The 21772-nt window shown below is 73.1% G+C and carries 19 protein-coding genes and 1 pseudogene; 13 read left to right on the plus strand and 7 right to left on the minus strand.

Translation table 11 applies throughout. The features are described from left to right. The first annotated feature begins 467 nt into the window (after window positions 1–467). The 4 genes from AMIR_RS02310 to AMIR_RS02325 are packed head-to-tail and all read left to right on the plus strand — an operon-like array spanning window position 468 to window position 5465. Window positions 468–3686 carry a nitrate- and nitrite sensing domain-containing protein gene (locus AMIR_RS02310; RefSeq protein ID WP_245554575.1) on the plus strand — a complete coding sequence of 1073 codons (3219 nt, stop codon included), beginning with the start codon at window positions 468–470 and terminating at the stop codon, window positions 3684–3686. Beyond that, entirely contained in the window at window positions 3683–4102 is a 420-nt protein-coding gene (locus AMIR_RS02315; RefSeq protein WP_012783089.1) for a roadblock/LC7 domain-containing protein, read from the plus strand. Before AMIR_RS02310 ends, AMIR_RS02315 begins: the two co-directional genes overlap by 4 nt. A 27-nt stretch (window positions 4103–4129) precedes the next feature. Then, window positions 4130–4876: a DUF742 domain-containing protein gene (locus tag AMIR_RS02320; protein ID WP_041836526.1), complete on the plus strand. Its 747-nt coding sequence runs from the start codon at window positions 4130–4132 to the stop codon at window positions 4874–4876. Then, complete coding sequence (locus AMIR_RS02325) at window positions 4857–5465, plus strand: GTP-binding protein (RefSeq protein WP_012783091.1); 609 nt, start codon at window positions 4857–4859, stop codon at window positions 5463–5465. The genes AMIR_RS02320 and AMIR_RS02325 overlap by 20 nt, the downstream gene beginning before the upstream one ends. 88 nt (window positions 5466–5553) lie before the next feature. Here the strand turns inward: AMIR_RS02325 and AMIR_RS02330 are convergent, their stop codons facing one another. Together AMIR_RS02330 and AMIR_RS02335 are read right to left on the minus strand one after the other, a co-directional pair. Beyond that, window positions 5554–7290: a hypothetical protein gene (locus AMIR_RS02330; protein ID WP_012783092.1), complete on the minus strand. Its 1737-nt coding sequence runs from the start codon at window positions 7288–7290 to the stop codon at window positions 5554–5556. 116 nt (window positions 7291–7406) lie between these two features. After that, window positions 7407–9650: a helicase-associated domain-containing protein gene (locus tag AMIR_RS02335; protein WP_012783093.1), complete on the minus strand. Its 2244-nt coding sequence runs from the start codon at window positions 9648–9650 to the stop codon at window positions 7407–7409. Between the two features lie 65 nt (window positions 9651–9715). Between AMIR_RS02335 and AMIR_RS02340 the strand changes: the two genes are divergently transcribed. From AMIR_RS02340 to AMIR_RS43025, 4 genes and pseudogenes are all read left to right on the plus strand, one after another. Further along, window positions 9716–9901, plus strand: a complete 186-nt coding sequence (locus AMIR_RS02340; protein WP_012783094.1) for a hypothetical protein — start codon at window positions 9716–9718, stop codon at window positions 9899–9901. Window positions 9902–10006: 105 nt separating this feature from the next. Next, the gene (locus AMIR_RS02345; RefSeq protein ID WP_012783095.1) at window positions 10007–11410 is read left to right on the plus strand and encodes an NAD-dependent malic enzyme; all 1404 of its coding nucleotides are present in this window, start codon (window positions 10007–10009) and stop codon (window positions 11408–11410) included. A gap of 240 nt (window positions 11411–11650) precedes the next feature. Continuing rightward, the gene (gene moaC / locus AMIR_RS02350; protein ID WP_012783096.1) at window positions 11651–12124 is read left to right on the plus strand and encodes a cyclic pyranopterin monophosphate synthase MoaC; all 474 of its coding nucleotides are present in this window, start codon (window positions 11651–11653) and stop codon (window positions 12122–12124) included. Window positions 12125–12144: 20 nt separating this feature from the next. Then, window positions 12145–13025, plus strand: a pseudogene (locus AMIR_RS43025) (molybdenum cofactor biosynthesis protein MoaE). 441 nt (window positions 13026–13466) lie between these two features. On the opposite strand, the gene AMIR_RS02365 reads toward AMIR_RS43025, so the two are convergent. The 3 genes from AMIR_RS02365 to moaA all read right to left on the minus strand — a co-directional run bounded on the left by AMIR_RS02365 (window position 13467) and on the right by moaA (window position 15824). Further along, window positions 13467–14141, minus strand: coding sequence for a LysM peptidoglycan-binding domain-containing protein (locus tag AMIR_RS02365; RefSeq protein WP_012783099.1), 675 nt, complete (start codon window positions 14139–14141; stop codon window positions 13467–13469). Between the two features lie 362 nt (window positions 14142–14503). Continuing rightward, window positions 14504–14767, minus strand: a complete 264-nt coding sequence (locus tag AMIR_RS02370) for a MoaD/ThiS family protein (RefSeq protein ID WP_012783100.1) — start codon at window positions 14765–14767, stop codon at window positions 14504–14506. 1 nt (window position 14768) lies between these two features. Further along, window positions 14769–15824, minus strand: a complete 1056-nt coding sequence (moaA, locus tag AMIR_RS02375) for a GTP 3',8-cyclase MoaA (RefSeq protein ID WP_049796728.1) — start codon at window positions 15822–15824, stop codon at window positions 14769–14771. A gap of 104 nt (window positions 15825–15928) precedes the next feature. Here moaA and AMIR_RS02380 point away from each other — a divergent pair, with 104 nt between their 5' ends. From AMIR_RS02380 to AMIR_RS02395, 4 genes are all read left to right on the plus strand, one after another. Then, a complete protein-coding gene (locus AMIR_RS02380) occupies window positions 15929–16390 on the plus strand; it encodes a MarR family winged helix-turn-helix transcriptional regulator (RefSeq protein WP_012783102.1) in 462 nt (153 codons plus the stop codon). A gap of 19 nt (window positions 16391–16409) precedes the next feature. Further along, window positions 16410–17198 (plus strand): HAD-IIA family hydrolase, encoded by a 789-nt coding sequence (locus tag AMIR_RS02385; RefSeq protein ID WP_012783103.1) that lies wholly within the window; start codon window positions 16410–16412, stop codon window positions 17196–17198. 158 nt (window positions 17199–17356) lie between these two features. Then, window positions 17357–18061 (plus strand): maleylpyruvate isomerase family mycothiol-dependent enzyme, encoded by a 705-nt coding sequence (locus AMIR_RS02390; protein ID WP_012783104.1) that lies wholly within the window; start codon window positions 17357–17359, stop codon window positions 18059–18061. A gap of 436 nt (window positions 18062–18497) precedes the next feature. Continuing rightward, window positions 18498–19283 carry a metallophosphoesterase gene (locus AMIR_RS02395; protein WP_041836528.1) on the plus strand — a complete coding sequence of 262 codons (786 nt, stop codon included), beginning with the start codon at window positions 18498–18500 and terminating at the stop codon, window positions 19281–19283. Window positions 19284–19316: 33 nt separating this feature from the next. On the opposite strand, the gene AMIR_RS02400 is transcribed toward AMIR_RS02395, so the two are convergent. Then, the gene (locus AMIR_RS02400; RefSeq protein WP_012783106.1) at window positions 19317–19691 is read right to left on the minus strand and encodes a YccF domain-containing protein; all 375 of its coding nucleotides are present in this window, start codon (window positions 19689–19691) and stop codon (window positions 19317–19319) included. Window positions 19692–19723: 32 nt separating this feature from the next. Between AMIR_RS02400 and AMIR_RS02405 the strand changes: the two genes are divergently transcribed. Continuing rightward, window positions 19724–20722: a Gfo/Idh/MocA family protein gene (locus AMIR_RS02405; protein ID WP_012783107.1), complete on the plus strand. Its 999-nt coding sequence runs from the start codon at window positions 19724–19726 to the stop codon at window positions 20720–20722. On the opposite strand, the gene AMIR_RS35245 is transcribed toward AMIR_RS02405, so the two are convergent. Then, window positions 20700–21614, minus strand: coding sequence for a TetR/AcrR family transcriptional regulator (locus AMIR_RS35245; protein WP_049796729.1), 915 nt, complete (start codon window positions 21612–21614; stop codon window positions 20700–20702). The genes AMIR_RS02405 and AMIR_RS35245 overlap by 23 nt on opposite strands. Between the last annotated feature and the right edge of the window lie 158 nt (window positions 21615–21772).

Raw genomic sequence — 21772 nt, forward strand, 5'->3', positions numbered from 1 at the left:
CACCTCGTTGGTGGTTGACCTCTGGAACGGGTCTATTTTGATCTACGGAATTGGGTCGACGAACGTCGACGTTCGTGGATGGTAACCACCCGTAGGTATGAAAAGACAGCCCCAACCCGATACGGTGAGTGCTTCCGAAGGCTTCCGTAGGGTAGGGGGCTGGCACTACCATCCGCCTCTGTGGCACTGCACCGCGAGTTGTGCGGAGCGGACGGCGCCGGGGCGGGGTGCCTAGCCAGGGCTACCACCTATGTGCTGCAATTCGGCCCGATTTCGAGTCCATGCTTCGGTCCTGGGGAGAGGCCGAGGAACACTGCTGCTGGAAGAGGAAGCCCAGGGTGGCCCGACGAGAGAGAGGTTCCGGCCAGTCAGGCGTGGGGAAACCACCACGTACCGAAAGCCCCGAAATGGGTGACGGACTGGCTGCGCTGCGTGATGGAACTGTGACTGAATCAACGGGAACCGGGTTGACGACAGGCGTCAGGCAGGGGGAGGCGCGCACCGCCTCGTGGCGGCTGCAGAACTGGCGCCTGCCCACCAAGCTGGGGGCTGTCCTTCTCATCCCGACCGTGGCGGCGCTCGCCCTCGGCGGTCTGCGCGTGCAGTCCGACCTGGCGAACGCCACGCAGTTCAGTCGACTGGCCAACCAGGTGCAGTTGGAGACCGCGGTCGCGGACCTGGTGCACCAGCTCCAGCGCGAGCGCGACCTCAGCACGTGGTATGTGGCGTCGAGCAAGCAGATCGAGAGCGTCGCGCTCGACCGCCAGCTCGTGCGGGTGAGCGACGCGGTCGAGACGCTCAAGAGCAAGATCATCGACCTGAGCGGGGACTTGGCCCCGGAGACGGTCGAGCGGTTCCGCGGCACGGCCGAGCAGCTCACCCGGCTGAACAGCCTGCGCAGCGCGGTCCGCGAGACGCAGTACCCGTCAGACGCGGTCCTGCGCGTCTACTCGGAGTCCGTCGAGAGCCTCCTCGACCTTGGCGAGCAGGCCATCGGTGGCATCGACGACCCCGAGCTGGCGAGGCTCCACCTGGCCACGAACGCGATGGCCCGCATCAAGGAGCAGGAGTCGCAGAAGCGCGGCATCCTGTTCGACGTCTTCCAGCGCGGCAGCTTCGCGGCCAACCAGGAGCGCGCCCTCCTGGCCGTCAACGCCGAGCTGGACGCGGCGCGCAACGACTTCCGCAAGTCCGCCACGCCCGACCAGGCCAAGATCTACGACGACACCGTCACCGGTCTGATCATCGACACGGCGAACAACATGCAGGAGACGGCGCTCAACCTGGCGGGGACCACCAGCGGGTTCGGCGACATCAGCCCCAAGGGCTGGGACGTGTCCTCCACCCTGACGGTCAACAAGACCCGCCAGGTGGAGGTCATGCTCATCGAGCAGCTGCAGAGGCTGAGCGACGAGCGCACCGGCGAGGCTCGCGCCGCGGCGTTCTACGACTCCGGCGTCGTGCTCGGCGCGCTGCTCATGGCCCTCGTCATGGCGCTGTTCGTCGCCCGCTCGATCCTCAACCCGCTGCGCCTGCTGCGCCGCACGGCGCTCGACGTGGCGGACAAGGGCCTGCCGGAGGCGGTCGAGAAGATCCTCGCCGACCCGAACCCGCAGGAGGCCGCCAAGACCGCCATCGCGCCGGTGCCCATCACCACGCGCGAAGAGGTCGGCCAGGTGGCGCGGGCGTTCGACGCGGTGCACGGCGAGGCGGTCCGACTGGCCGCCGAGCAGGCGATGCTCCGCGACAACGTCAACGCCATGTTCGTCAACCTGTCCCGCCGGTCGCAGGCGCTCGTCGAGCGCCAGCTGAACCTGATCGACCGGCTGGAGCAGGACGAGCAGGACCCGGACCAGCTCGCCAGCCTGTTCGAGCTGGACCACCTCGCGACGCGGATGCGCCGCAACAGCGAGAACCTGCTGATGCTCTCGGGCACCGACCTGTCCCGGCGGCTCACCCGCCCGGTCCCCGTCGCCGAGGTCCTCGGCGCCGCGGTGTCCGAGGTCGAGCAGTACGCCAGGGTCCAGGTCGGCCAGACCCCGGAGCTCACCGTCCAGGGCCGCGCGGTCAACGACCTCGTGCACCTGATCGCGGAGCTGCTCGACAACGCGACCGCGTTCTCCGACCCGGTGACCAAGGTCACCGTGCGCACGGCCCGCACCCGCAAGGGCGAGCTGGCGATCGAGATCCAGGACCGCGGCGTCGGCATGAGCGACCAGGACCTGCGCGACGCCAACGAGCGGCTGGCCAACCCGCCGGACGTCGACGTCGCCGTCTCCCGCCGCATGGGCCTGTACGTGGTCGCGCGGCTGGCCAAGCGGCACGACGTCAAGGTCAGGCTCCGGGGCAACGAGGACATCGAGGGCGGCACCACCGCGCTCGTCACCGTCCCCGAGGCGCTGGTCACCTCGGCCGGTCAGACCGCCCACCCGATGGGCGCGGACCTGATCGGCTCGCCCAGCGCGCCTGCCCCGAGCGCCTTCCCGAGCCCGAACACCGCCCAGCGCGCCAGCGGCATCGCGGGCGCCTTCGGCGGCGGCAACGGCACGGCGGGCGTCACCAGCAGGCACGACGAGGAGTCCAGCTACCCGGCGGTCAGCTTCATGTCGACCGACGTGGACGCCGACGCGACCCGCGCGCCCTACCGGGCCGAGGTGCCGCAGGAGACCTCCGCGGAGATCTCCCAGGCGTCCTGGCTTCCCATGGTCGAGGAGCAGCCCCCCGCGGTGGCGCGGGACGCGCAGAACGAGCCCACGGGCACGTTCGGCTCGCCCACCCTCTTCACCGCCTACGAGGACCGCGACGCTCCCCAGGCGGACCACGAGCACGGCTACCAGACCACCCAGTTCCCGGCCGTGGACGACTCGGCGAACGCGTTCGCGCCGTTCGCCGCGCCGCTGCCGGAACCGGAGCCGGAGCCGGAGCCCGAGCCCGAGCCGGAACCGGTCGTCTTCCAGCGCAGCAGCGCACCCAGGGCGTCCGCGCCCGCGCGGCCCGTGGTCGACGACACCCCGACGGAACGCCTCCCGATCTACGAGGCCGTCCTGTCGCAGTGGTTCCAGTCCGTGGGAAGCGAGACGTCCGCGGCGACCACCCAGGCCGTTCCGCCCGCCCCGGCCGCACCCGCTCCGCGCCCCGCGCGGCAGGATGTGCAGCCGGAACCCCAGCGGGAGGAGGCTCCTCTGCCCACGCGCAAGCCACGTCCGGTGTCGGAGCAGGCCCAGGAAGCCGCCGCCCCGAGCAGCGCCATCGAGAACGGTCTGCCCAAGCGGCAGCCCGGTTCGCAGAGCAACATGTCCAAGCGCACACTGGAGACGAGCAGGGTGAGCGAGCCGGAGGCCGTCCAGGCCGAACCGGCGGCAAAGGCGAGCCCCGCGTCCGTCTGGCAGTCGCCCGCGGACGAGGGCTGGCAGGCCGCGCAGTCCCTGCTCAGCAGCACCCCCGACGCCACGACGCAGGCAGGGCTCCCCAAGCGGAAGCCCAAGGCTCAGCTTGTGCCGGGCAGCGCCGCGCCCCTCGCGGGCGCGACGCAGCAACCGCAGCAGCCCCCGCTGCCACCACGATCGGCAGATGTCATTCGTGGACGCATGTCGAGTCTTCAGCAGGGCGTCCGTCGGGGGCGGCACGCGCTGATCGACGCTTACGCTGGTGACATGTCGAGCCGGCAAGACGAGGAGCAGGAGTGACGACCGCAGCTCAGCCAGGAAGCTTTGGTTGGCTTATCACCGACTTCGTGCGTCGGGTTCCCGGCGTCGCGCATTCCGTTGTGGTGTCGGCGGACGGGCTTCTGCTCGCCGGCTCCCAGGGACTGCCGAGGGACCGCGCCGAGCAGCTCTCCGCTGTGGCCTCTGGCCTGGTGAGCCTCACCACAGGCGCCGCCAGGTGCTTCGAGGCGGGCACGGTGAACCAGACCGTGGTGGAGATGGAGCGGGGCTACCTGTTCCTGATGTCCATCAGCGACGGCTCCTGCCTCGCGGTGCTCGCAGCCCCGAACTGCGACATCGGTCTGGTCGCCTACGAGATGACCCTGCTGGTCGAGCGAGTCGGCCAGCAGCTCACCCCGGAGCTGCGCGCGCAGCTCCAGGGCGTGGTTCGGCGGTAGACCTCATGAGATCGTGGGGGTGAGTAAATGGCTGAACGATCTGGCGCTGACGGCCGTGCCTTCGGTAGGAACTTCAACTACCAGGAGTGGGCGACCGGCGGATTCCGGTTCGTGGAGCCGGATGCTCATCCCACGCAGGACGAGGAAGCCGAGGACGCACCCAGCCCGTGGGCGGAGCAGGCCCGAAGAGCACGGGACGAAGGAACAGAGCAGGGGCAAGGCGATATGGCTCAGCGTGAGGTTGAAGACTCGTCGTACGACTACGACGACGTTCCCAACCGATTCGACATCGACGGGTACGGCAGCGGCCTGTTCGGAGGTCCGGGTGCCGACCTGTTCGGTGCCCACGGCTTGCCCGAGAGCGTGCCGGAGCAGCTCCCGTACACAACCGGACCTCAGCCGGTCGTGCGACAGGAGGAGCACCCGGCGGCCGAATCAGGCTCGTTGGTCCGCCCGTACACCCGGACCGGCGGCCGAACCCGGCCTGACTACGACCTGGCGATCGAGGCGCTGATCTCCACCAGCGAACGAGGACTCGAGCGCGACGCGGCGGTGCTCCCCGAGCACCGCTCCATCTGCGGGCTGTGCACCGACACCAGGTCGGTGGCCGAGGTCGCCGCGCTGCTCCGGCTTCCGCTGGGCGTGGCGCGAGTGCTCATCGGCGACATGGCCAGCATGGGTTTGGTTTTGATTCACCAGGGCGGCATGGTTGTGGGGGACAAGCCGTCCATCGATTTCCTTGAGAGGGTGCTCAGTGGGCTTCGCAGGCTCTAGCCCCAACGCCGCCGCAGAAGGCGCACGGAAGCCTACGACCTCCGCGAAGATCGTGGTGGCCGGCGGCTTCGGCGTGGGCAAGACGACGTTCGTCGGCTCCGTGTCGGAGATCGTGCCGCTGACCACCGAGGCGGTGATGACGGAGGCCAGTGCGGGGGTCGACGACCTCTCCGCAACGCCCAACAAGGTCACCACCACGGTCGCGATGGACTTCGGCCGAGTCTCGTTGGACAGCGACCTGATCCTGTACCTGTTCGGTACGCCCGGTCAGCACCGCTTCTGGTTCATGTGGGACGACCTCGTGCGGGGCGCCATCGGCGCCATCGTGCTGGTCGACACCCGCAGGCTGGCCGACGCGTTCGCTTCGATCGACTTCTTCGACGACCGGCAGCTGCCGTACGTCGTCGGGGTCAACTGCTTCGACGGTCTGCTCCACCACCGCATCGAGGACGTCCGCGAGGCACTGACGATCGACCAGTCGGTCCCGATCGTCACCTGCGACGCCCGCAACCGGCAGTCGACCAAGCAGACGCTCATCACGCTGGTCGAGCACGCGATGCGTCAGTGGATGTCCGTTCGCGCGGGCTGAACCGGCTCCTGACGGCCTGAAGGGCGGCTCCCCAGTGGGGAGCCGCCCTTCAGCGTTCTGGCGGTTCTAGCGGTTCCTGACGGCTCGGTCAGCCGCCGATGTTCAGCAGCCCGCCGAGCAGGCCGCCGTGGTGGCCGCCCAGACCCAGCAGACCGCCGTGGCCGTGGCCACCGAGGTCGAGGTCGACGTCGGCGTCGATGTCCAGGTCGAGACCCAGCAGGTCGTCGAGCAGGTCGCCCAGCAGACCGTCGTTGTCGTGGTGGTGGATCAGCCACAGCCACTCGGCGGCGCTCAGCCTGCCGTCGGAGGCGACCTCGGTGACGTCCTCCTGCGCCTCGGCCATCGGGGCGGCGGTGGTGGTCATCACGATGTCGGTCGCGGCGGGCGCGACCTCGGCGACGGCGGGCTGCACGGCCTCCACGGCCTGCTCCACCGGCTGCTGCTGGGCGGGGACGCCCTCCTTGGAGTCGCCGCCGGTCAGCGAGCCGGTCAGCGAGCCGCTGCCGGACACGGTGGCGGTGACGGGCTTGACCGAGCCCAGGACCGAGCCGACGGCGCTCGTCACGGTGCCGAGCGGGTTGGACGCGACCGGGGCGGTCGGCGCGGTGACGGCGGGCAGGGTCGGCGCGGTGGCCGGGTTCGAGCCCGCGATCGAGGTGATCGGGTTGGTCGCGGCCTGGGCGATGCTGCTGGCCAGGTCGGTCGCGCTGGTCACGGCGTTGCTCGCGCCCGAGAGCACGTCCTGCACACCGGTGGTGGCGGTGTCGACGATGTCGCCCGCGCCGGAGACCAGGTCGCCCGCGCCGGACACGATGTCGCCCGCGGTGTCGGTCAGGTCGCCCGCGACCTCGCCCGCGTCACCGGCGACCTCGCCGATGCCGCCGACCGCGTCGGTCACGTCCTCGACGGTGTCGGTGACGGTGCCGGGCAGGCCGGTGACGGCGCCGGGCAGCGTGGCGCCGGGCACGACGGTGCCCGGCGCGGTGTCGCCACCGCTGGTGCTGTCACCGCCGCTGACGCCGGGCAGGCTCGGCAGGCCGGAGCCCGAGCCGGTGCCGGGGAGCACGATCACGCCGTCGTTGCCGCCACCGATGCTGAGGTCGGCGTCGACGTCGGCGTCCAGGTCGATGTCGAGCAGGTCGTCCAGGTCGAGCAGGCCGTCGAGGTCGAGGTCGAGGACCGCGTCCAGGTCGAGCAGGCCGTCGTCCAGCAGGCCGTCGATGCCGAGCAGGCCGTCGCCGTCACCGAGCAGGCCGCCGAGGAGGCCGTCGTTCCCGCTGTTCAGGTCGAGGTCGAGGACCGCGTCCAGGTCGAGCAGGTCGTCGCCGAGCAGGTCGCCGTCGCCGAGCAGGTCGCCCAGGTCGAGCAGGCCGCCGCCCGAGCCGAGCACGGCGTCGACGTCCAGGTCGATGTCGCCCAGCAGGCCGTTGCCGCCGAGCAGGTCGTCCACGTCCACCGCGTGGGTGTGGTCGAGCACGTTGTCGAACAGGTCGTCCAGGTCGGACGGGTCGAGCACGACCGTGGTGCCGTCGAGCAGGTCTTCCAGGTCTCCGACGGACCACACGGGCGAGTCGCCGAGCACGTCCTGCAGGTCGTCCAGGGTCCACCAGTGGCACCAGTGGTCGTCACCGCCGAGCGACAGGGACAGGTCGATGTCCCCGTCCAGGTCGAGCAGGCGCTCGGTGGCACCGGGCGCGGTCCGCTCGGCCTCGGCCCCGGTCGACGCCTCAGGGGCGACGGGTGTGGCCAGGGCGTTGCCGGCGGAGAAGGCACATGTCGCGGCGGCAACCGCGAGCACGAGCGCTCCCCTTCGGAAGATCGCCATGCGATTACTCCTCATGAATGGTCTGTTTGGGCGCACGGGAACGCCCGTTCAGACGCTAGAGGTAATGGCGATCACCGGAGGGTGATCAAGTTCCGTCGATCAGGGATGACTGACTGTCACTTGTGGACGATCGCCACCGAGGTGATCCGGTGCAGCGGGAAGCGCCGCACCTCTCCGTAGCCGACGTCCACCCCTTCCAGGACTCCACCACCCACCACCTGCGGCTTTATCACCCGGCTGGCGGCGGTGCCGTGCCCGTCCACGAAGTCCACCAGCACCTCGCCACCCTCTCGGGCGGCCTGCTGGAGCACCGCCAGGGTCACCGACGGCCCCGATCCGAGGTTCCCTGGAACCGTCACCCGTGCACCCGCGGTAGTCGTGGCCGCCCGATCACCCGCTCGGAGCTGCCGGACGAGCTCCGCCAGCTGCTCCGGCGAGGCCGTCGGAGGGGGCGGCGACTTCCGCCTGCCCCGGCCGGTGATCCGCCGCCCGCCCGCCCGCAGGTCGACCACCTGCCCGCCCGCGTCCTCGGCGACCGGCGCGAAGCCCGCGCCGCGCAGCCCGGCCAGCACCTCGGCCAGCGGCAGCGGCGACACCAGCACGGTCGGCGCGATCCGGCGCAGCTCCAGCGCGTCCGACGCGGGGTGCGCGAGCACCTCGGCCACCAGCACCGGGTCGTCGCAGCGCAGGAACGACCCGGCGGGGCCGCCGCGCAGCCGCCCGTGCTTGCGGGCGGTGTCGTCCACCAGGTAGGTCAGCGACTGGGGGACCGGCGTGCGGGAGCGCGAGCGGAACAGCTCGTGCAGGTCGTCGGCGGTGCGCCCGGAGTCGAGCGCCCGCCGCACGGTCCGCTCGTCCACCCGGTACACGGTGGCGTGACCGGCCGACTCGACGTCGGCGACCAGCGCCATCTCCCCGGCCAGCTCCGGCTCCAGCCTGCCGGGGGCCACCACGGTCAGGTCGGCCTGCACGAGCACGTGGTCGACCGGGTCGGGCAGCGCGTCGGCCAGCCGCTTCGCCGCCGCCGCCGCGCCCTCGCCGAGCAGCGCGCGACCCGCGCCGGTCGCCGCGCCGAGCGCGAGCACGCCCAGCGCGGTGCCCTCCTCGACGGTCCAGCGCACCAGCTCGTCGCGCAGCCTCCCGCCGCGGCGGGGCGCCCGCCAGGCCAGCGTCGCGGCCAGCCCGGCCACGTCCGGCACGGCGGTGCCCGGCTCCAGCTCGGCCAGCGCCTCCAGCACCCGCCTGCGGTCCTTGGGCGCGGCGGCCCGCGCCAGCTCGGGGGCCAGCGGGTTCAGCGGCCGGTCGCGGTCGTCGCGCCCGCCGACCAGCCCCGGCAGCCTGCCCAGCTCCAGCCACGCCTGCGCGAGCACCGCCCAGCGCTGCTCGGGCCCGGCGGCCAGCCACGGGTCGGCCTGCGCGGTCGGCACCCACTCCGGCTCCAGGCCCGCGCTGTCGCCGACCAGGCCCGCGGCCACCGCCAGCTCCACCAGCAGCGCGGCCCGCTCCTCGGTCACGTCCAGGTCCTTGGCCACCCGGCGCAGCTCGCGCACGCCCAGCCCGCCGGAGCGCAGCACGGCGGGCGGCTCCTGCGACCAGGACCCGACCAGCCCCTCCACGTGCCGGACCAGCTCCAGCACCGCGCCCGCGCCGGTGCCGTCCACCCGGCCGGGGTCGAGCGCCTGGGTGCGCAGCGCGGGCTCCTCGGCGACCACGTCCCCGAGCGGCCGGTCGCCGCGCACGGCCAGCCCCACCTCGCGGGGCAGCTCCACGGTGGACTGGTCGCGACGCACCAGCAGGCCGCGCGCGAGCAGCTTCTGGATGGGGCTGGTCGCCCGCTCCAGCGACACCACGTGCGCGGCGTCCTTGGTCTGGCCGGTCGGCCGCCCGGTCGCCAGCGCGGCCAGCACCCGCGACTCGCCCTCGTCCAGCCCGGACAGGTCCACGTCCGCCAGCGACGGCGCCGAACGGCCGAGGCCGCACGGGAACGGCGAGACCGCGTCGCGGGCCGAGGCCGGGACGCGCAGCGCCGAGTCCGGGCCCCACAGCAGCCCGCGCGAGCGCAGCAGCGCCACCGGTCGGGCGACCGTCACCCGGTGCGGCTTGAACAGGGCGCGCAGCGCGGAGATCGGGACCGGGGCGCGGTCGGCGTCCAGCACCAGCAGCGCCTCCAGCGCGGTCAGCGCCAGCGAGTCCAGGTCCTCGCAGGCCCGCGCGACCGAGGAGCGGGACCCCAGCCGGGTGGCCAGGACCGAGGTGTCGGCGGGCGGGGGAGTGGCCAGGTCGGGGCGTGCGCGCAGCAGCGCGACCAGGACCTTGTCGTCCTGGGCGCGCAGCCAGTCGGCGAGTGTGGTGCCGGACATCTTCACCACGGTATATGCCGGTGGGGCACACTTGACCACGACGTAGGCACCACCGAGGAGGAATCGTGGCCAAGGCCCGCCCGGAGCGAATCGACCCCCAATGGCCGGAGGCGCCCGCCGGCCACAAGCACGCCGTGAGCGAGCTGGCCAGCGACGTGCAGGGCGCGCTGTCCCCGTTCGGCGGCACCGCCTTCCCCCAGCCGCTGGAGGAGCTCGGCTACCACCACCCGAGCACCACGATCAACCGCTAGAAGGTCGGTTCGCGCGCGGCGAACGCGAGCCGCGCGCGTTCCGGAAACCGGTCGGGACTACTCTCGCTCACCAGTTTGAGCAGCCCCGAACTCGGAGGATTCCCGATGCCGGTCCCCGGCCCTGGTTACTCGATCACCGTTCGCCTGGAGGCGCCGCCCTCGGCGAGCGCTGCGGGAGACCTGACCTCCGCCGTCGGCCGGGCTGGTGGCGTCATCACCGCGTTCGACGTCGTGGAGTCCCACAACGACCGGGTGATCATCGACCTCACCTGCAACGCGCTGTCCGCGAACCACGCCAAGGACATCACCGACACCCTGGAGCAGCTGCCGGGGATCGTCGTGCGCAAGGTCTCCGACCGGACCTTCCTGGTCCACCTCGGCGGCAAGATCGAGATCTCGTCGAAGGTGCCGCTGCGCAACCGCGACGACCTCTCCCGCGCCTACACGCCCGGCGTCGCCCGCGTGTGCCAGGCCATCGCGGAGAACCCCGAGGACGCGCGCCGCCTCACCATCAAGCGCAACACCGTGGCGGTCGTCACGGACGGCTCCGCCGTGCTGGGCCTGGGCAACCTCGGCCCCGCCGCCGCGCTGCCGGTGATGGAGGGCAAGGCCGCGCTGTTCAAGAAGTTCGCGGGCGTCGACGCCTGGCCGGTCTGCCTGGACACCCAGGACACCGAGGAGATCATCCGCGCCGTCGAGCTGATCGCCCCCGTGTACGGCGGCATCAACCTGGAGGACATCGCCGCGCCGCGCTGCTTCGAGATCGAGGCCCGGCTGCGGGAGAAGCTCGACATCCCGGTGTTCCACGACGACCAGCACGGCACGGCGATCGTCGTCGTCGGCGCCCTGCGCAACGCGCTGCGCGTGGTCGGCAAGGACATCTCCGAGTGCAAGATCGTGGTCTGCGGCGTCGGCGCGGCGGGCTCGGCGATCATCCGCCTGCTGCTCAAGCAGACCCCCGGCGACGTCGTCGCGGTCGACGTGGACGGCATCGTGCACCGCGACCGGCCGGGCATGGACCCGAACCTGGCGTCCGTCGCGGAGAGCACGAACAAGGAGAACGTCTCCGGCAGGCTGCACGACGCGCTCGTGGGCGCGGACGTGTTCATCGGCGTCTCCGCGCCGAACCTGTTCGGCGCCGAGCAGGTCGCGACCATGAACAGCGACGCGATCGTGTTCGCGCTGGCCAACCCGGACCCGGAGATCGACCCGATGGAGGCGCAGAAGCACGCCGCCGTCGTGGCCACCGGGCGCAGCGACTTCCCGAACCAGATCAACAACGTCCTGGCGTTCCCCGGCGTGTTCCGGGGGCTGCTCGACGCGAACGCCAACACCATCACCGACGAGATGCTGCTGGCCGCCGCCACGGCGATCGCGGACGTGGTGGACGGGGACCGGCTGAACGCGTCGTTCATCGTGCCGAGCGTGTTCGACACCACGGTCGCGCCCGCCGTCGCGGAGGCCGTGCGCAAGGTCGCGTCCGAGCTGAAGGCGGCCGAGCGGGCCTGAGCCGGGGGCGGGCCCCGGCCCGCTCTTCCGGTGCGACCACGTCGCCGGGGCGCCCGAGGGCGTCCCGGCGACGCGCGTTCGGGCCGCGGTTCCCGGTGCCCGCGGGTTCGGTCCGCCGGGGTCCGAAGTGGACGGCGCGGGGCGGCGTCCCCCTTCCGGTGTCGACCGGTCCGGGGACGCGCGGGCCCGGAGGGCAGGTCGGTGGCGGGGTGCGCGGGCGGTGTTGCCTAGCATCGGGCCATGAGCCAGTTCACCCACATCGATGCGAGCGGCGCGGCGCGCATGGTCGACGTCACCGACAAGCCGGCCACCGCCCGCACCGCCGTGGCCACCGGGGTGCTGCGCACCACGGCCGAGGTCGTGCGCCTGCTGGCCGCCGACGACCTGCCCAAGGGCGACGCGCTGGCCACCGCCCGCATCGCCGGGATCATGGCCGCCAAGCGCACCTCGGAGCTGGTGCCGCTGTGCCACCCCATCGCGCTGTCGGGCGTCAAGGTCGACCTGGAGCTGGGCGAGGCCGAGGTGCGGGTCACCGCGACCGTGCGCACCGCCGACCGGACCGGCGTGGAGATGGAGGCGCTGACCGCAGTGTCCGTCGCCGGGCTCGCGCTGCACGACATGGTGAAGGCCGTCGACCCGGCCGCGAGCATGGACGCGGTGCGGGTCGAGCGCAAGGAGGGCGGCAAGACCGGCCTGTGGGAGCGCCCCGCGTGAGCGCGCCGAGGGCGGCCCGCGTGGTGACGGCGTCCAACCGGGCCTCGGCCGGGGTGTACGCCGACCGGGGCGGGCCGCTGATCGTCGGGTGGCTGCGCGAGCGCGGCTACGACGTGCCGGACCCGGCGGTCGTGCCGGACGGCGAGCCGGTGGCCGAGGCGCTGCGCGCGGCGGTCGCCGACGGGGTCGCGGTGGTGATCACCACCGGCGGCACCGGCATCAGCCCCACCGACCGCACGCCCGAGGCGACCCGGTCGGTGCTGGACTTCGAGGTCCCCGGACTGGCCGACGCCATCCGGACGTCGGGCTGGCCCGCCGTGCCCGGTTCGGTGCTCTCGCGCGGCGTCGCCGGGGTCGCCGGACGCACACTGGTGGTGAACCTGCCGGGATCCACCGGCGGGGTGAAGGACGGTTTGGCTGTGCTCGACGCCGTGCTGGAGCACGCGGTCGAGCAGGTTGGTGGAGGTGATCACCGGTGACCGAGGTGCTGCGGGCGGCCGTGACCGAGGACCCGATCTCGGTCGACGAGCACGCGAAGCTCGTGGAGCACGCGTCGGCGGGGGCGGTGGTGACGTTCTCGGGCGTCGTGCGCGACCACGACCACGGGCGGTCGGTGCGGGAGCTGGAGTACCACGGGCACCCGAGCGCGGGCGACGTCGTGGCCGAGGTGGTGTCGGACGTGGCGGGGCGCTTCGAGGGCGTCCGCGCGGTCGCGGTGTCGCACCGCGTGGGACCGCTGGCGATCGGCGACGTGGCGCTGGCGGTGGCCGTCTCGGCGGCGCACCGGGGCGCGGCGTTCGCGGTGTGCTCGGAGCTCGTCGACGAGGTGAAGCGCAGGCTCCCGGTGTGGAAGCGGCAGGTCTTCGCCGACGGCAGCGACGAGTGGGTCAACTGCCCCTGAGCGCGCCAGGAGCGCGGCCTCGGGGGATCTCGCCGAGGTCGCGCTCGCGACGCGGTTCACGTGCGGGGTGTGCGGTGGGGACCGGACGCGCCCGAAGTGGGGGTCTCCTGCTCGGCGGGCGCACTCCTGGGAACGGCTGCGCGCCGGGCGAGCTGAGCGGAAAACCCGAGAGGTCCGGTGACCCGACCGTGCGCGGCCTGGGAGCGCGGGAGGCCCCGGCAACGCCGGAAAACTCCTGACAACGCGGACCCCCGAGAACGCGGGAACCCCCGACGCCGCCTGAGGGGAAGGGCGTCGGGGGTTCCTCGACGTCGCAGGGCCGCCGTCATCGGGGCCTGCGGGTCAGCTCGCCGGGCAGTTCGTCTCGGCTGCGCCATTGGCGAGATCCTTGCTCACGCTCCGCGCGAGCAAGCCTCGCTCACGCTCCGCGCGAGCGACCGGTCACTTGGTGGCGATCTTCATGCCGGACATGATCAGGTCGGCGTTCGGGATGTACTGCTTGTTCAGCTCGTGCAGCTTGGCCCACCCGCCCTCGACCTTCAGCTCCGAGGCGATCTTCGACAGGGTGTCCCCCGCCTTGATCTCGTAGTCGCCGTTCGGGTTGCTCTGGGGCAGCGCCACGACCACGGGGGCCGCCTGCTGCTGGACCGGGGCCGTCGCGCGCTTCTGCGGCGTCGACTGCTTCTGGGGCGCGGGCGCCGCCTGCTGGGGCGCTGGCGCGGTGCGTGCCGGGGCCGCGCCGCCGCCGAGGCCCTTGGGGCCGCAGACGGGCCAGGCGCCGATGCCCTGGGTCTTCATGACGTTCTCGGCCACGCGGATCTGCTCGGCCCTGGATGCCTGGTTGGCCATCCCGGAACCGCCGTGGCTGCTCCAGGTCGACGGGCTGAACTGCAGGCCGCCGTAGTACCCGTTGCCGGTGTTGATGCTCCAGTTGCCGCCGCTCTCGCACGCCGCGACGGCGTCCCAGTTCACGCCGGAGCCCTGGGCGGACGCCGTGCCCGCCATGGCCAGCGGGGCGCCGACGATGACGCCCGCCACCGCCACCTTCGCGATGCCGCGAACGGCCGCGTTGGCGCGGAGGGACTGGAAACGGTGCTTGCCTCGGTAAACCGCCATCTGCCTCTCAGCCCGCTGCCCTGCCACTGGGGACTCCGGATTCGGGCCCGGTGTCCCCCGCCCCCGCCCGGCGGATGTCTCTCGCTCGGGGTGTGTGCCGGGGGCCGCAGGACGGGGTTCAGGCGCGGTCTCCCGGGTCTCGCTGGTTGGTCGGGGCCAACCGAGAAGCGACCGTACGTAGCCGTGGACCGGCTCGCCAAACGTTCTGGACTGTGACGGCAGTCACTGTAACGTTTCACGAGGCCGGGTCGACCCGGGTGTTTTCGCAGCTCAGGACGTACGTTATCGTCCCGTTTCCATTCCGAGATTTGCCGATATCAATTACCGTCGGTGAGTCATGAGTCACCTCTTCGGGCCAGTGATCAACCGCCCGCGAAGGGGGGCAGCACGTCCAGCTCGGCCCCCGCGGACACCGCGGCGGCGTGGTCCCGGACCGCGATCCCGTCCAGCAGGAAGCTCGACGCCGCCAGCACGCGGGTGAGGTTCGCCCCGTGCTTCGCGCGCACCACGTCGAGCACGTGCGCCACGGTCGTCCCGGACCCCGCGCCCGGCACCGCCACGGTCTCGGCGGGCACCCCGGCGGCGGCGCGGGCCCCCGCGAAGTAGCGGACGGTCAGCTCGACCACGTCATCCTCCGATAGCGCTCATGGGGCGGTCCGGCTGCGCGAACCCGTCCCCGTCGATCCCGTGCCCCTCGGCCTTGGCCCAGGCGTTGCCCCGCCACCGCTCGGCGACCTCCTCGTCCGAGGCCCCGGAGCGCAGCAGCGCCCGCAGGTCGGTCTCCGCCCCGCTGAACAGGCAGTTGCGCACCTGCCCGTCGGCGGTCAGCCGGGTCCGGTCGCAGGCCGCGCAGAACGGCCGGGTCACCGCCGCGATCACGCCCACCACCGACGGCCCGCCGTCGACCACCCACCGCTCGGCGGGCGCGGCGCCGCGCGCGAGCACCGGGGCCAGTGCGAACCGGGTCCCCAGCGCGTCCAGGATCTCCTGGGCGGTGACCATCTCCGACCGGTCCCAGCCGTGCTGCGGGTCGAGCGGCATCTGCTCGATGAACCGCAGCTGGTAGCCGTGCTCGACGGCGAACTCCACCAGGGCCACGGCCTCGTCGTCGTTCACCCCGCGCATCAGCACCGAGTTGATCTTCACGGGTTCCAGTCCGGCCTCGCGCGCCGCGGCGAGCCCCGCCAGCACGTCGGGCAGCCGGTCCCGCCTGGTCAGCTCCCGGAACCGCTCGCGGTCCAGGGTGTCCAGCGACACGTTCACCCGGTCCAGCCCGGCGGCCTTCAACCCGGCCGCGCGCGTCGCCAGCGAGATGCCGTTGGTCGTCATGGACGTGCGCGGTCTCGGTTCCAGGGCCGTGGTCGCCGCGAGCACATCCTCCAGGCCCCTGCGCAGCAGCGGCTCGCCGCCGGTGAACCGCACGTCGGTCACGCCGAGCCGGGTCACCGCGATGCCGATGACCCTGACCAGCTCCTCGTCGGAGAGCAGCTCGGGCCCCCGCAACCAGTCCAGGCCCTCGGCCGGCATGCAGTAGGTGCAGCGCAGGTTGCACTTGTCGGTGAGCGAGACCCTGAGGTCGGTCGCCACCCGACCGAACCGGTCGATGAGCGAGGGGGACTCCGGACGTGCGGTGACGTGGGGGGCACTGCGCACGACGGGTAGTCCCAAGTCGACTGCCGTCACCCCGACCAGGGTAATGGGCTCACCCGCCGGGACGGCCCGGTGTAACGGGCATAACCGGCAGAGCGGTCGTTCTGCCTGCCCGGACGGGGACTAAATTCCTCCGCATGAGCGAGCACGACGTCCCCGCCGAGGAACTGGAGCGGTTCAGCGCGCACGCGCGGGAGACGGGCGCGCTCACCGCGCTGCTGCACGGCAGGGCGGCGGAGCGGATGGGGCTGTCCACGACGGACGAGAAGTGCCTCGGCCTCGCGCTGGCGGGCGACGTCCCGGTCACGGCCGGGCGGATGGCGGAGCTCTCCGGCCTGTCCACCGGCGCGGTGACCGGCGTCATCGACCGCCTGGAGCGCGCGGGCTACGTGCGCCGCGTCCGCGACCCGCACGACCGGCGCAAGGTGCTCGTCGAGGTGTCCGGGCCCAGGGCGGGTGAGGTGGCCGTGCTGTTCCGGGAGGCCGCCGAGGTGCTGGAGGCAGCGCTGCGCCGGTTCACCCCGGAGGAGCGCGCGGTGGTCGAGCGCTACCAGCTCGCCCTCCTGGAGGCGGTCCGCGGACGCGTGGCCGACGCCTGAACCGGGGATCATGGGGGCCATGGGCTGGAACTACTTGATGGACATGGACGGCGTGCTGGTGCACGAGGAGCACCCGATCCCCGGTTCCGGCGAGTTCGTCGCCGAGCTGACCGCGGCCGGGATCCCCTTCCTCGTGCTGACGAACAACTCCATCTACACGCCGAGGGACCTGCGCGCCCGGCTGTCGAGGACCGGTCTGGAGGTCCCGGAGACGGCGATCTGGACGTCCGCGCTGGCCACCGCCCGGTTCCTGGACTCGCAGCGCCCCGGCGGCTCGGCCTTCGTCATCGGCGAGGCCGGGCTGACCACGGCGCTGCACGAGGTCGGCTACGTGCTGACCGACCGCGACCCCGACTACGTGGTGCTCGGCGAGACCCGCACCTACAGCTTCACCGCCATCACCAAGGCGATCCGGCTGGTCGAGGAGGGGGCGAAGTTCATCGCCACCAACCCGGACGCCACCGGCCCCTCGCGCGAGGGCTCGCTGCCCGCGACGGGCGCGGTCGCGGCGCTGATCGAGCGGGCCACCGGGCGCGAGCCGTACTACGTGGGCAAGCCGAACTCGCTGATGATGCGGTCCGCGCTGCGGGCGCTGGGCGCGCACTCGGAGAACACGCTCATGATCGGCGACCGGATGGACACCGACGTGCGCGCCGGGCTGGAGGCGGGGCTGCGGACGATCCTGGTGCTCAGCGGCATCTCGGCGGACTCGACGGCCGAGCTGTACCCGTACCGGCCGACGCGGGTGCTCAACTCCATCGCGGACCTGGTGGGGCACTCGGCGGACCCGTTCGGCGAGCTGGGCTGACCGGGGCGTCCGGGCTGGTCCGGGCTGGTCCGGGCTGATCCGGGCTGGTCCGGACGTCGGGGTGTGCTGCGCCGTCCGGGGCGCGCGCCACCGAACCACCCGGTCGGGGGACGTGCCGCCGCTACCGTCCCGGTGCGGGCATCGATCTGCGCGCGGCGGTGGCGGAGCGCGGCGACGGTCTGGAGGCGGTGGTGCGCGGGCGGTTCGACGCGCCCGTGCCCGCCTGTCCCGGTTGGCTGGTGGGCGACCTGGTCCGGCACGTCGCCGAGGTCGAGCTGTGGTGGGCGGCGGCGCTGCCCGCCGGTGGCGCCGCGCCCGACGTGGACGGGGTGCGCCGCGAGGTCGGCGAGCTGTTCGCCGGTGCGGGGCCGGACGGCCCGCGGGCGGTGTCCGCGCGGGTCGAGGACGGCGCGCCGGTGTGGGCCTGGTGGTCGCCGACCGGGCGGACCCCGGCGGCCGAGGTGCTGCGCAGGGTGGCGCACGAGCTGGTGGTGCACCACCACGACGCCCGCGCGGCGGTCGGCGAACCGCTGGCGGCGCCGCCCGAGCCGGCCGAGGACGGGGTGGCCGAGTTCACCGAGCGCCTCCTCGGCGGCGACCTCGCGCGACCGGGCGTGGTGGGGCTGCGGGCCGTCGACACCGGCCGGACCCGGTCGGTCGGGTCGGCGGGGGACGGGCTCCGGCTGCTCACCGCGGACGAGGCCGACCGGGTCCGCGCGGGCGGAGGGGCGGAGGGCGCGCTGTCCGGGACGGCGGAGCTGCTGCACCTGGCGCTGTGGCGGCGCGCGCCCCTGGAGCGGCTGGAGGTCGGGGGGAGCACCGGGCTGGCGCGCGCCGCGCTCGCCGCGTCCCGCTTGGGCTGACGACGCCCTGCCCTTGCTGGCGGCGCTCGCCCTGGCCGATGGCGCCCGGCCTCGGCGGGCATGATCCGGTCCTGGCGGGCTGGCGGGCTGGCGGGCTGGCGGGCTGGCGGGCTGGCGGGCTGGCGGGCTGGCGGGCTGGCGGGCTGGCGGGCTGGCGGGCTGGCGGGCTGGCGGGCTGGCGGGCTGGCGGGCCGGCGCTTCCGCCCCGCTCCCCGGCGCCGATCGTGCGGCACCGCCCACCGTGACCGCCGCCGCCCTGTGTCCTTCGCCACCGCGCCCCGTGGTTTCACGCCGGGGCGCGCGTGGGTACGGCCGCGCGTCGCGGGGCAGCACCCCCGCAGTTGATCACCCCTGCGGGTGAGACCGGCGGGGCGCTCGCGGAGGTCATCTGATCGACTTGCCCGCGCCGCCCCGCGCCGTCGCATATCGTCGCTGTGTGGAACGCCAGCTTTACGTGGTCGGCGACGTGCACGGCCACCTCGCCGAACTCACTCGCGCGCTCAACGCGGCAGGCCTCGTGGACGACTCCGGGGACTGGAGCGGCGGTGACGCGGAGCTGTGGTTCCTCGGCGACTTCGTCGACCGCGGTCCCGACGGGATCGGCGTCATCGACCTCGTCATGCGGCTCTCCGCGCAGGCGGGCGAGAGCGGCGGGCGGGTCGACTCGCTGGTCGGCAACCACGAGGTCCTGCTGCTCGGGATGCACCGCTTCGGCGACGAGGACGTGCCGGGCGCGCCCACCCCGCGCAGCTTCGCCAAGAGCTGGAACCTCAACGGCGGCCTGCGCAGCGACCAGGACCGGCTCACCCCCGAGCACGTCGAGTGGCTGACCAGCCGCGACGTCGTGCACCTGGTGGACGGCCACCTGCTCATGCACTCCGACACGCTCGCCTACCTGGAGTGGGGCGGCACCGTGGACGAGGTCAACGAGGCGGTGCGCGCGATCCTCACCGGCGACGACCTGGCGCAGTGGTGGGAGTGCTGGCGCAAGATGACCACCCGCTACGCGTTCCGCGGCCCCGAGGGCGGGGTCGTCGCGGGGGAGCTGCTCAAGCTCATGGGCGGCGCCGAGATCGTGCACGGGCACAGCGTCTTCGCCGACCAGCTCGGCGTCATGCCCGAGGAGGTCGACGGCCCGCTGCGGTACGCGGACGACCGGGTCCTCGCGGTCGACGCGGGCCTGTACAGCGGCGGGCCGTGCCTGGTGGTCGAGCTGCGCTGAGGCCGACGACCGGCCTCAGCGGGGGACGGGCGATCAGGGGCGGTCGACGATGACCTTGCCCAGCGGCATCAGCGACACCGGGATGAGCTTGAAGTTCGCGATGCCCATCGGGATGCCGATGATCGTGACGCACAGGGCGAGGCCGGTCACGATGTGCCCGATCGCCAGCCACCACCCGGCGACGACGATCCAGATGATGTTGCCCAGGAGCGAGGCGGCCCCGGCGTCGTGCCGGTCGACCACGTCCCGGCCGAACGGCCACAGCGCGTAGTTCGCGATGCGGAACGAGGCGAGCCCCCAGGGGATCGTGATGATGAAGACGCAGCAGATCACCCCCGCGATCGCGTAACCGACCGCGAGCCAGAAGCCGCTGATCACCAGCCAGATGAGGTTGAGCACGAGGCGCATACCACCATCCTGCCCGATTAAGCTCACCCATCGTGCTGAGAACAGTTCGCTGGGGAATCGTCGCCACGGGTGGCATCGCCGATGTCGTCACCGCCGACCTGCTCGCCCTGGAGGGCTCCGAAGCCCTCGCGGTCTCCTCCCGCAAGCTCGAACGGGCACGGGAGTTCGCCACCAAGCACGGCATCCCGCGTGCGTACGGCAGCGTGGAGGAGCTGGTCGCCGACCCCGACGTGGACGTCGTCTACGTCGCCACGCCGCACGCGCAGCACCGGTCCGCCGCGCGCCTCGCCCTCGAGGCGGGCAAGCACGTGCTGTGCGAGAAGCCCATGACGCTCACCGTCGAAGACACCCGCGAGCTGGTCGAGCTGGCCCGCGAGCGGGGCCTGTTCCTCATGGAGGCCATCTGGACCAGGTTCAACCCGCTCATCCGCCAGGTCCGCGCGGCCGTCGCGGACGGCGAGATCGGCGACGTGCGCAGCGTGCGCGCCGACTTCGGCTTCGCCCTGCCGTTCGAGCCTGGGCACCGGCTGTGGAACCCGGAGCTGGGCGGCGGGTCCCTGATGGACCTCGGCCTGTACCCGGTCTCGATCGCCCAGATGCTGCTCGGCGACCCGACGACCATCCAGGTCACCGGCTCCCTCGCCCCGTCCGGGGTGGACGCGGAGGCCGCGCTGCTGCTCGGCTACGAGAGCGGCGCGCACGCGCTGCTCACCTCCACGCTGACCACCTCGCCCGGCTCGTACGCGACGGTGTTCGGCACCGAGGGGCGCATCGACCTGCACCAGCCCGCGCACTGCCCGACCCGCGTCGTGATCAACGACGTGGAGCGCACCGCCGAGCTGGAGGGCTCCGGGTACGTGCCGCAGCTGCGCGAGGTGGCCGACCGGGTGCGCGCCGGTGACACCGAGAGCCCGGACATGTCCTGGGCGGACTCGCTGTCCATCGCGCGCGTGCTGGCCGAGGGCGTGGCGCGGCTGGGCGTGCGCTACCCGCAGCCGGACCGGGACGTCACCCCGCCCACCGCGGGCTAGGACCGAGCAGCGCCACCGCGACCCCCGTCACGGCCTCGACGGCGAGGTCGACCGCCCGGTCGACCTCGCCGTCGGCGCCGTGGTCGGGGGTCAGCAGGTGGCTGAGCGCCAGCCGGGTCAGCACGTCCGCCGCGAACGCGACGCGCGCGGGCGGCAGGTCCGGCCGGTGCCTGGCCAGGTGCTCGCCGATGGCGGGCACCACCAGGTCCAGCACCCAACCGCCGCGCGTGGTGAGCATCGGCAGCATGTCGTCGGCGTCGGTGCCGGTGAGGACCGAGCGGGCCAGCGGGTCGAGCCGGGTGAGCGCGTGCACCTGCCGCACCGCCTCCGCGACCCCCTCCACCGCGCCCGGCGCGCGGGCCAGGCAGGCGCGGGCGGCGTCCACGAACTCGGTGGTCTTGACCAGCGCGACGGCCTCGACCAGCCGCTGCTTGTTGCCGTGCTCGTTGTAGACGGTCTGCCTGCTCACCCCGGCGCGCGAGGCGACGTCGGCGACCCGCAGCCCGCGCGCGCCGTGCTCGGCGACGAGTGCGACGGCGGCGTCGATGATCGGGCCGGGGGGTTCGGTCGGGGCGGCGGGGATGGGGGCGGTGGCGGGTTCCCGGCGGGCGGGGCGGGGTGCGGCCGCGTCCGGGGGTGCGGCTGCGTCCGGGGGAGCGGCGAGACCCTGGTGCGGGTGCGCGGCGTGGCTCTCGGGCTGGTGCGCGTGCGCGGCAGGGCTTTCGGGCGGGCGCGGCCCGGTGTCGGGGGCGAGCGGGCGGGCGTCGGCGCGGGCTAAGGGGACGGTCGGCTCGCCGCACGGGGCTCGGCGGGGGACCGGGGGCGCCGCGGGCGGTCGGAGTGCCGCCGCCGGTGTGGCCTCGGGGCGCGCGGTCCCGGTGAACTCGGTCACGACGGACAGTTTTGGCACGAGCGCGGGCCCCTTGTAAAGACACGTGATCACCCGGTTACCGGGTTGGTCGACCGGCCGAGTCCGATCACCGCCCCGCGACGCCACGTCCCGGCCCGATCGCCGCGACGCCGCCCCCGGCCCAGCCGCCGTGCTCCCGC

This window comes from Actinosynnema mirum DSM 43827, assembly GCF_000023245.1.
GTDB lineage: Bacteria > Actinomycetota > Actinomycetes > Mycobacteriales > Pseudonocardiaceae > Actinosynnema > Actinosynnema mirum.

What these genes read in the sequence shown, in the direction of transcription:
- AMIR_RS02320 (WP_041836526.1), top strand. Translation starts at nt 4,130, where the DNA reads ATGGCTGAACGATCTGGCGCTGACGGCCGTGCCTTCGGTAGGAACTTC.
- AMIR_RS02330 (WP_012783092.1), bottom strand. Translation starts at nt 7,290, where the DNA reads ATGGCGATCTTCCGAAGGGGAGCGCTCGTGCTCGCGGTTGCCGCCGCG.
- AMIR_RS02335 (WP_012783093.1), bottom strand. Translation starts at nt 9,650, where the DNA reads ATGTCCGGCACCACACTCGCCGACTGGCTGCGCGCCCAGGACGACAAG.
- AMIR_RS02345 (WP_012783095.1), top strand. Translation starts at nt 10,007, where the DNA reads ATGCCGGTCCCCGGCCCTGGTTACTCGATCACCGTTCGCCTGGAGGCG.
- moaC (WP_012783096.1), top strand. Translation starts at nt 11,651, where the DNA reads ATGAGCCAGTTCACCCACATCGATGCGAGCGGCGCGGCGCGCATGGTC.
- AMIR_RS02365 (WP_012783099.1), bottom strand. Translation starts at nt 14,141, where the DNA reads ATGGCGGTTTACCGAGGCAAGCACCGTTTCCAGTCCCTCCGCGCCAAC.
- AMIR_RS02380 (WP_012783102.1), top strand. Translation starts at nt 15,929, where the DNA reads ATGAGCGAGCACGACGTCCCCGCCGAGGAACTGGAGCGGTTCAGCGCG.
- AMIR_RS02385 (WP_012783103.1), top strand. Translation starts at nt 16,410, where the DNA reads ATGGGCTGGAACTACTTGATGGACATGGACGGCGTGCTGGTGCACGAG.
- AMIR_RS02400 (WP_012783106.1), bottom strand. Translation starts at nt 19,691, where the DNA reads ATGCGCCTCGTGCTCAACCTCATCTGGCTGGTGATCAGCGGCTTCTGG.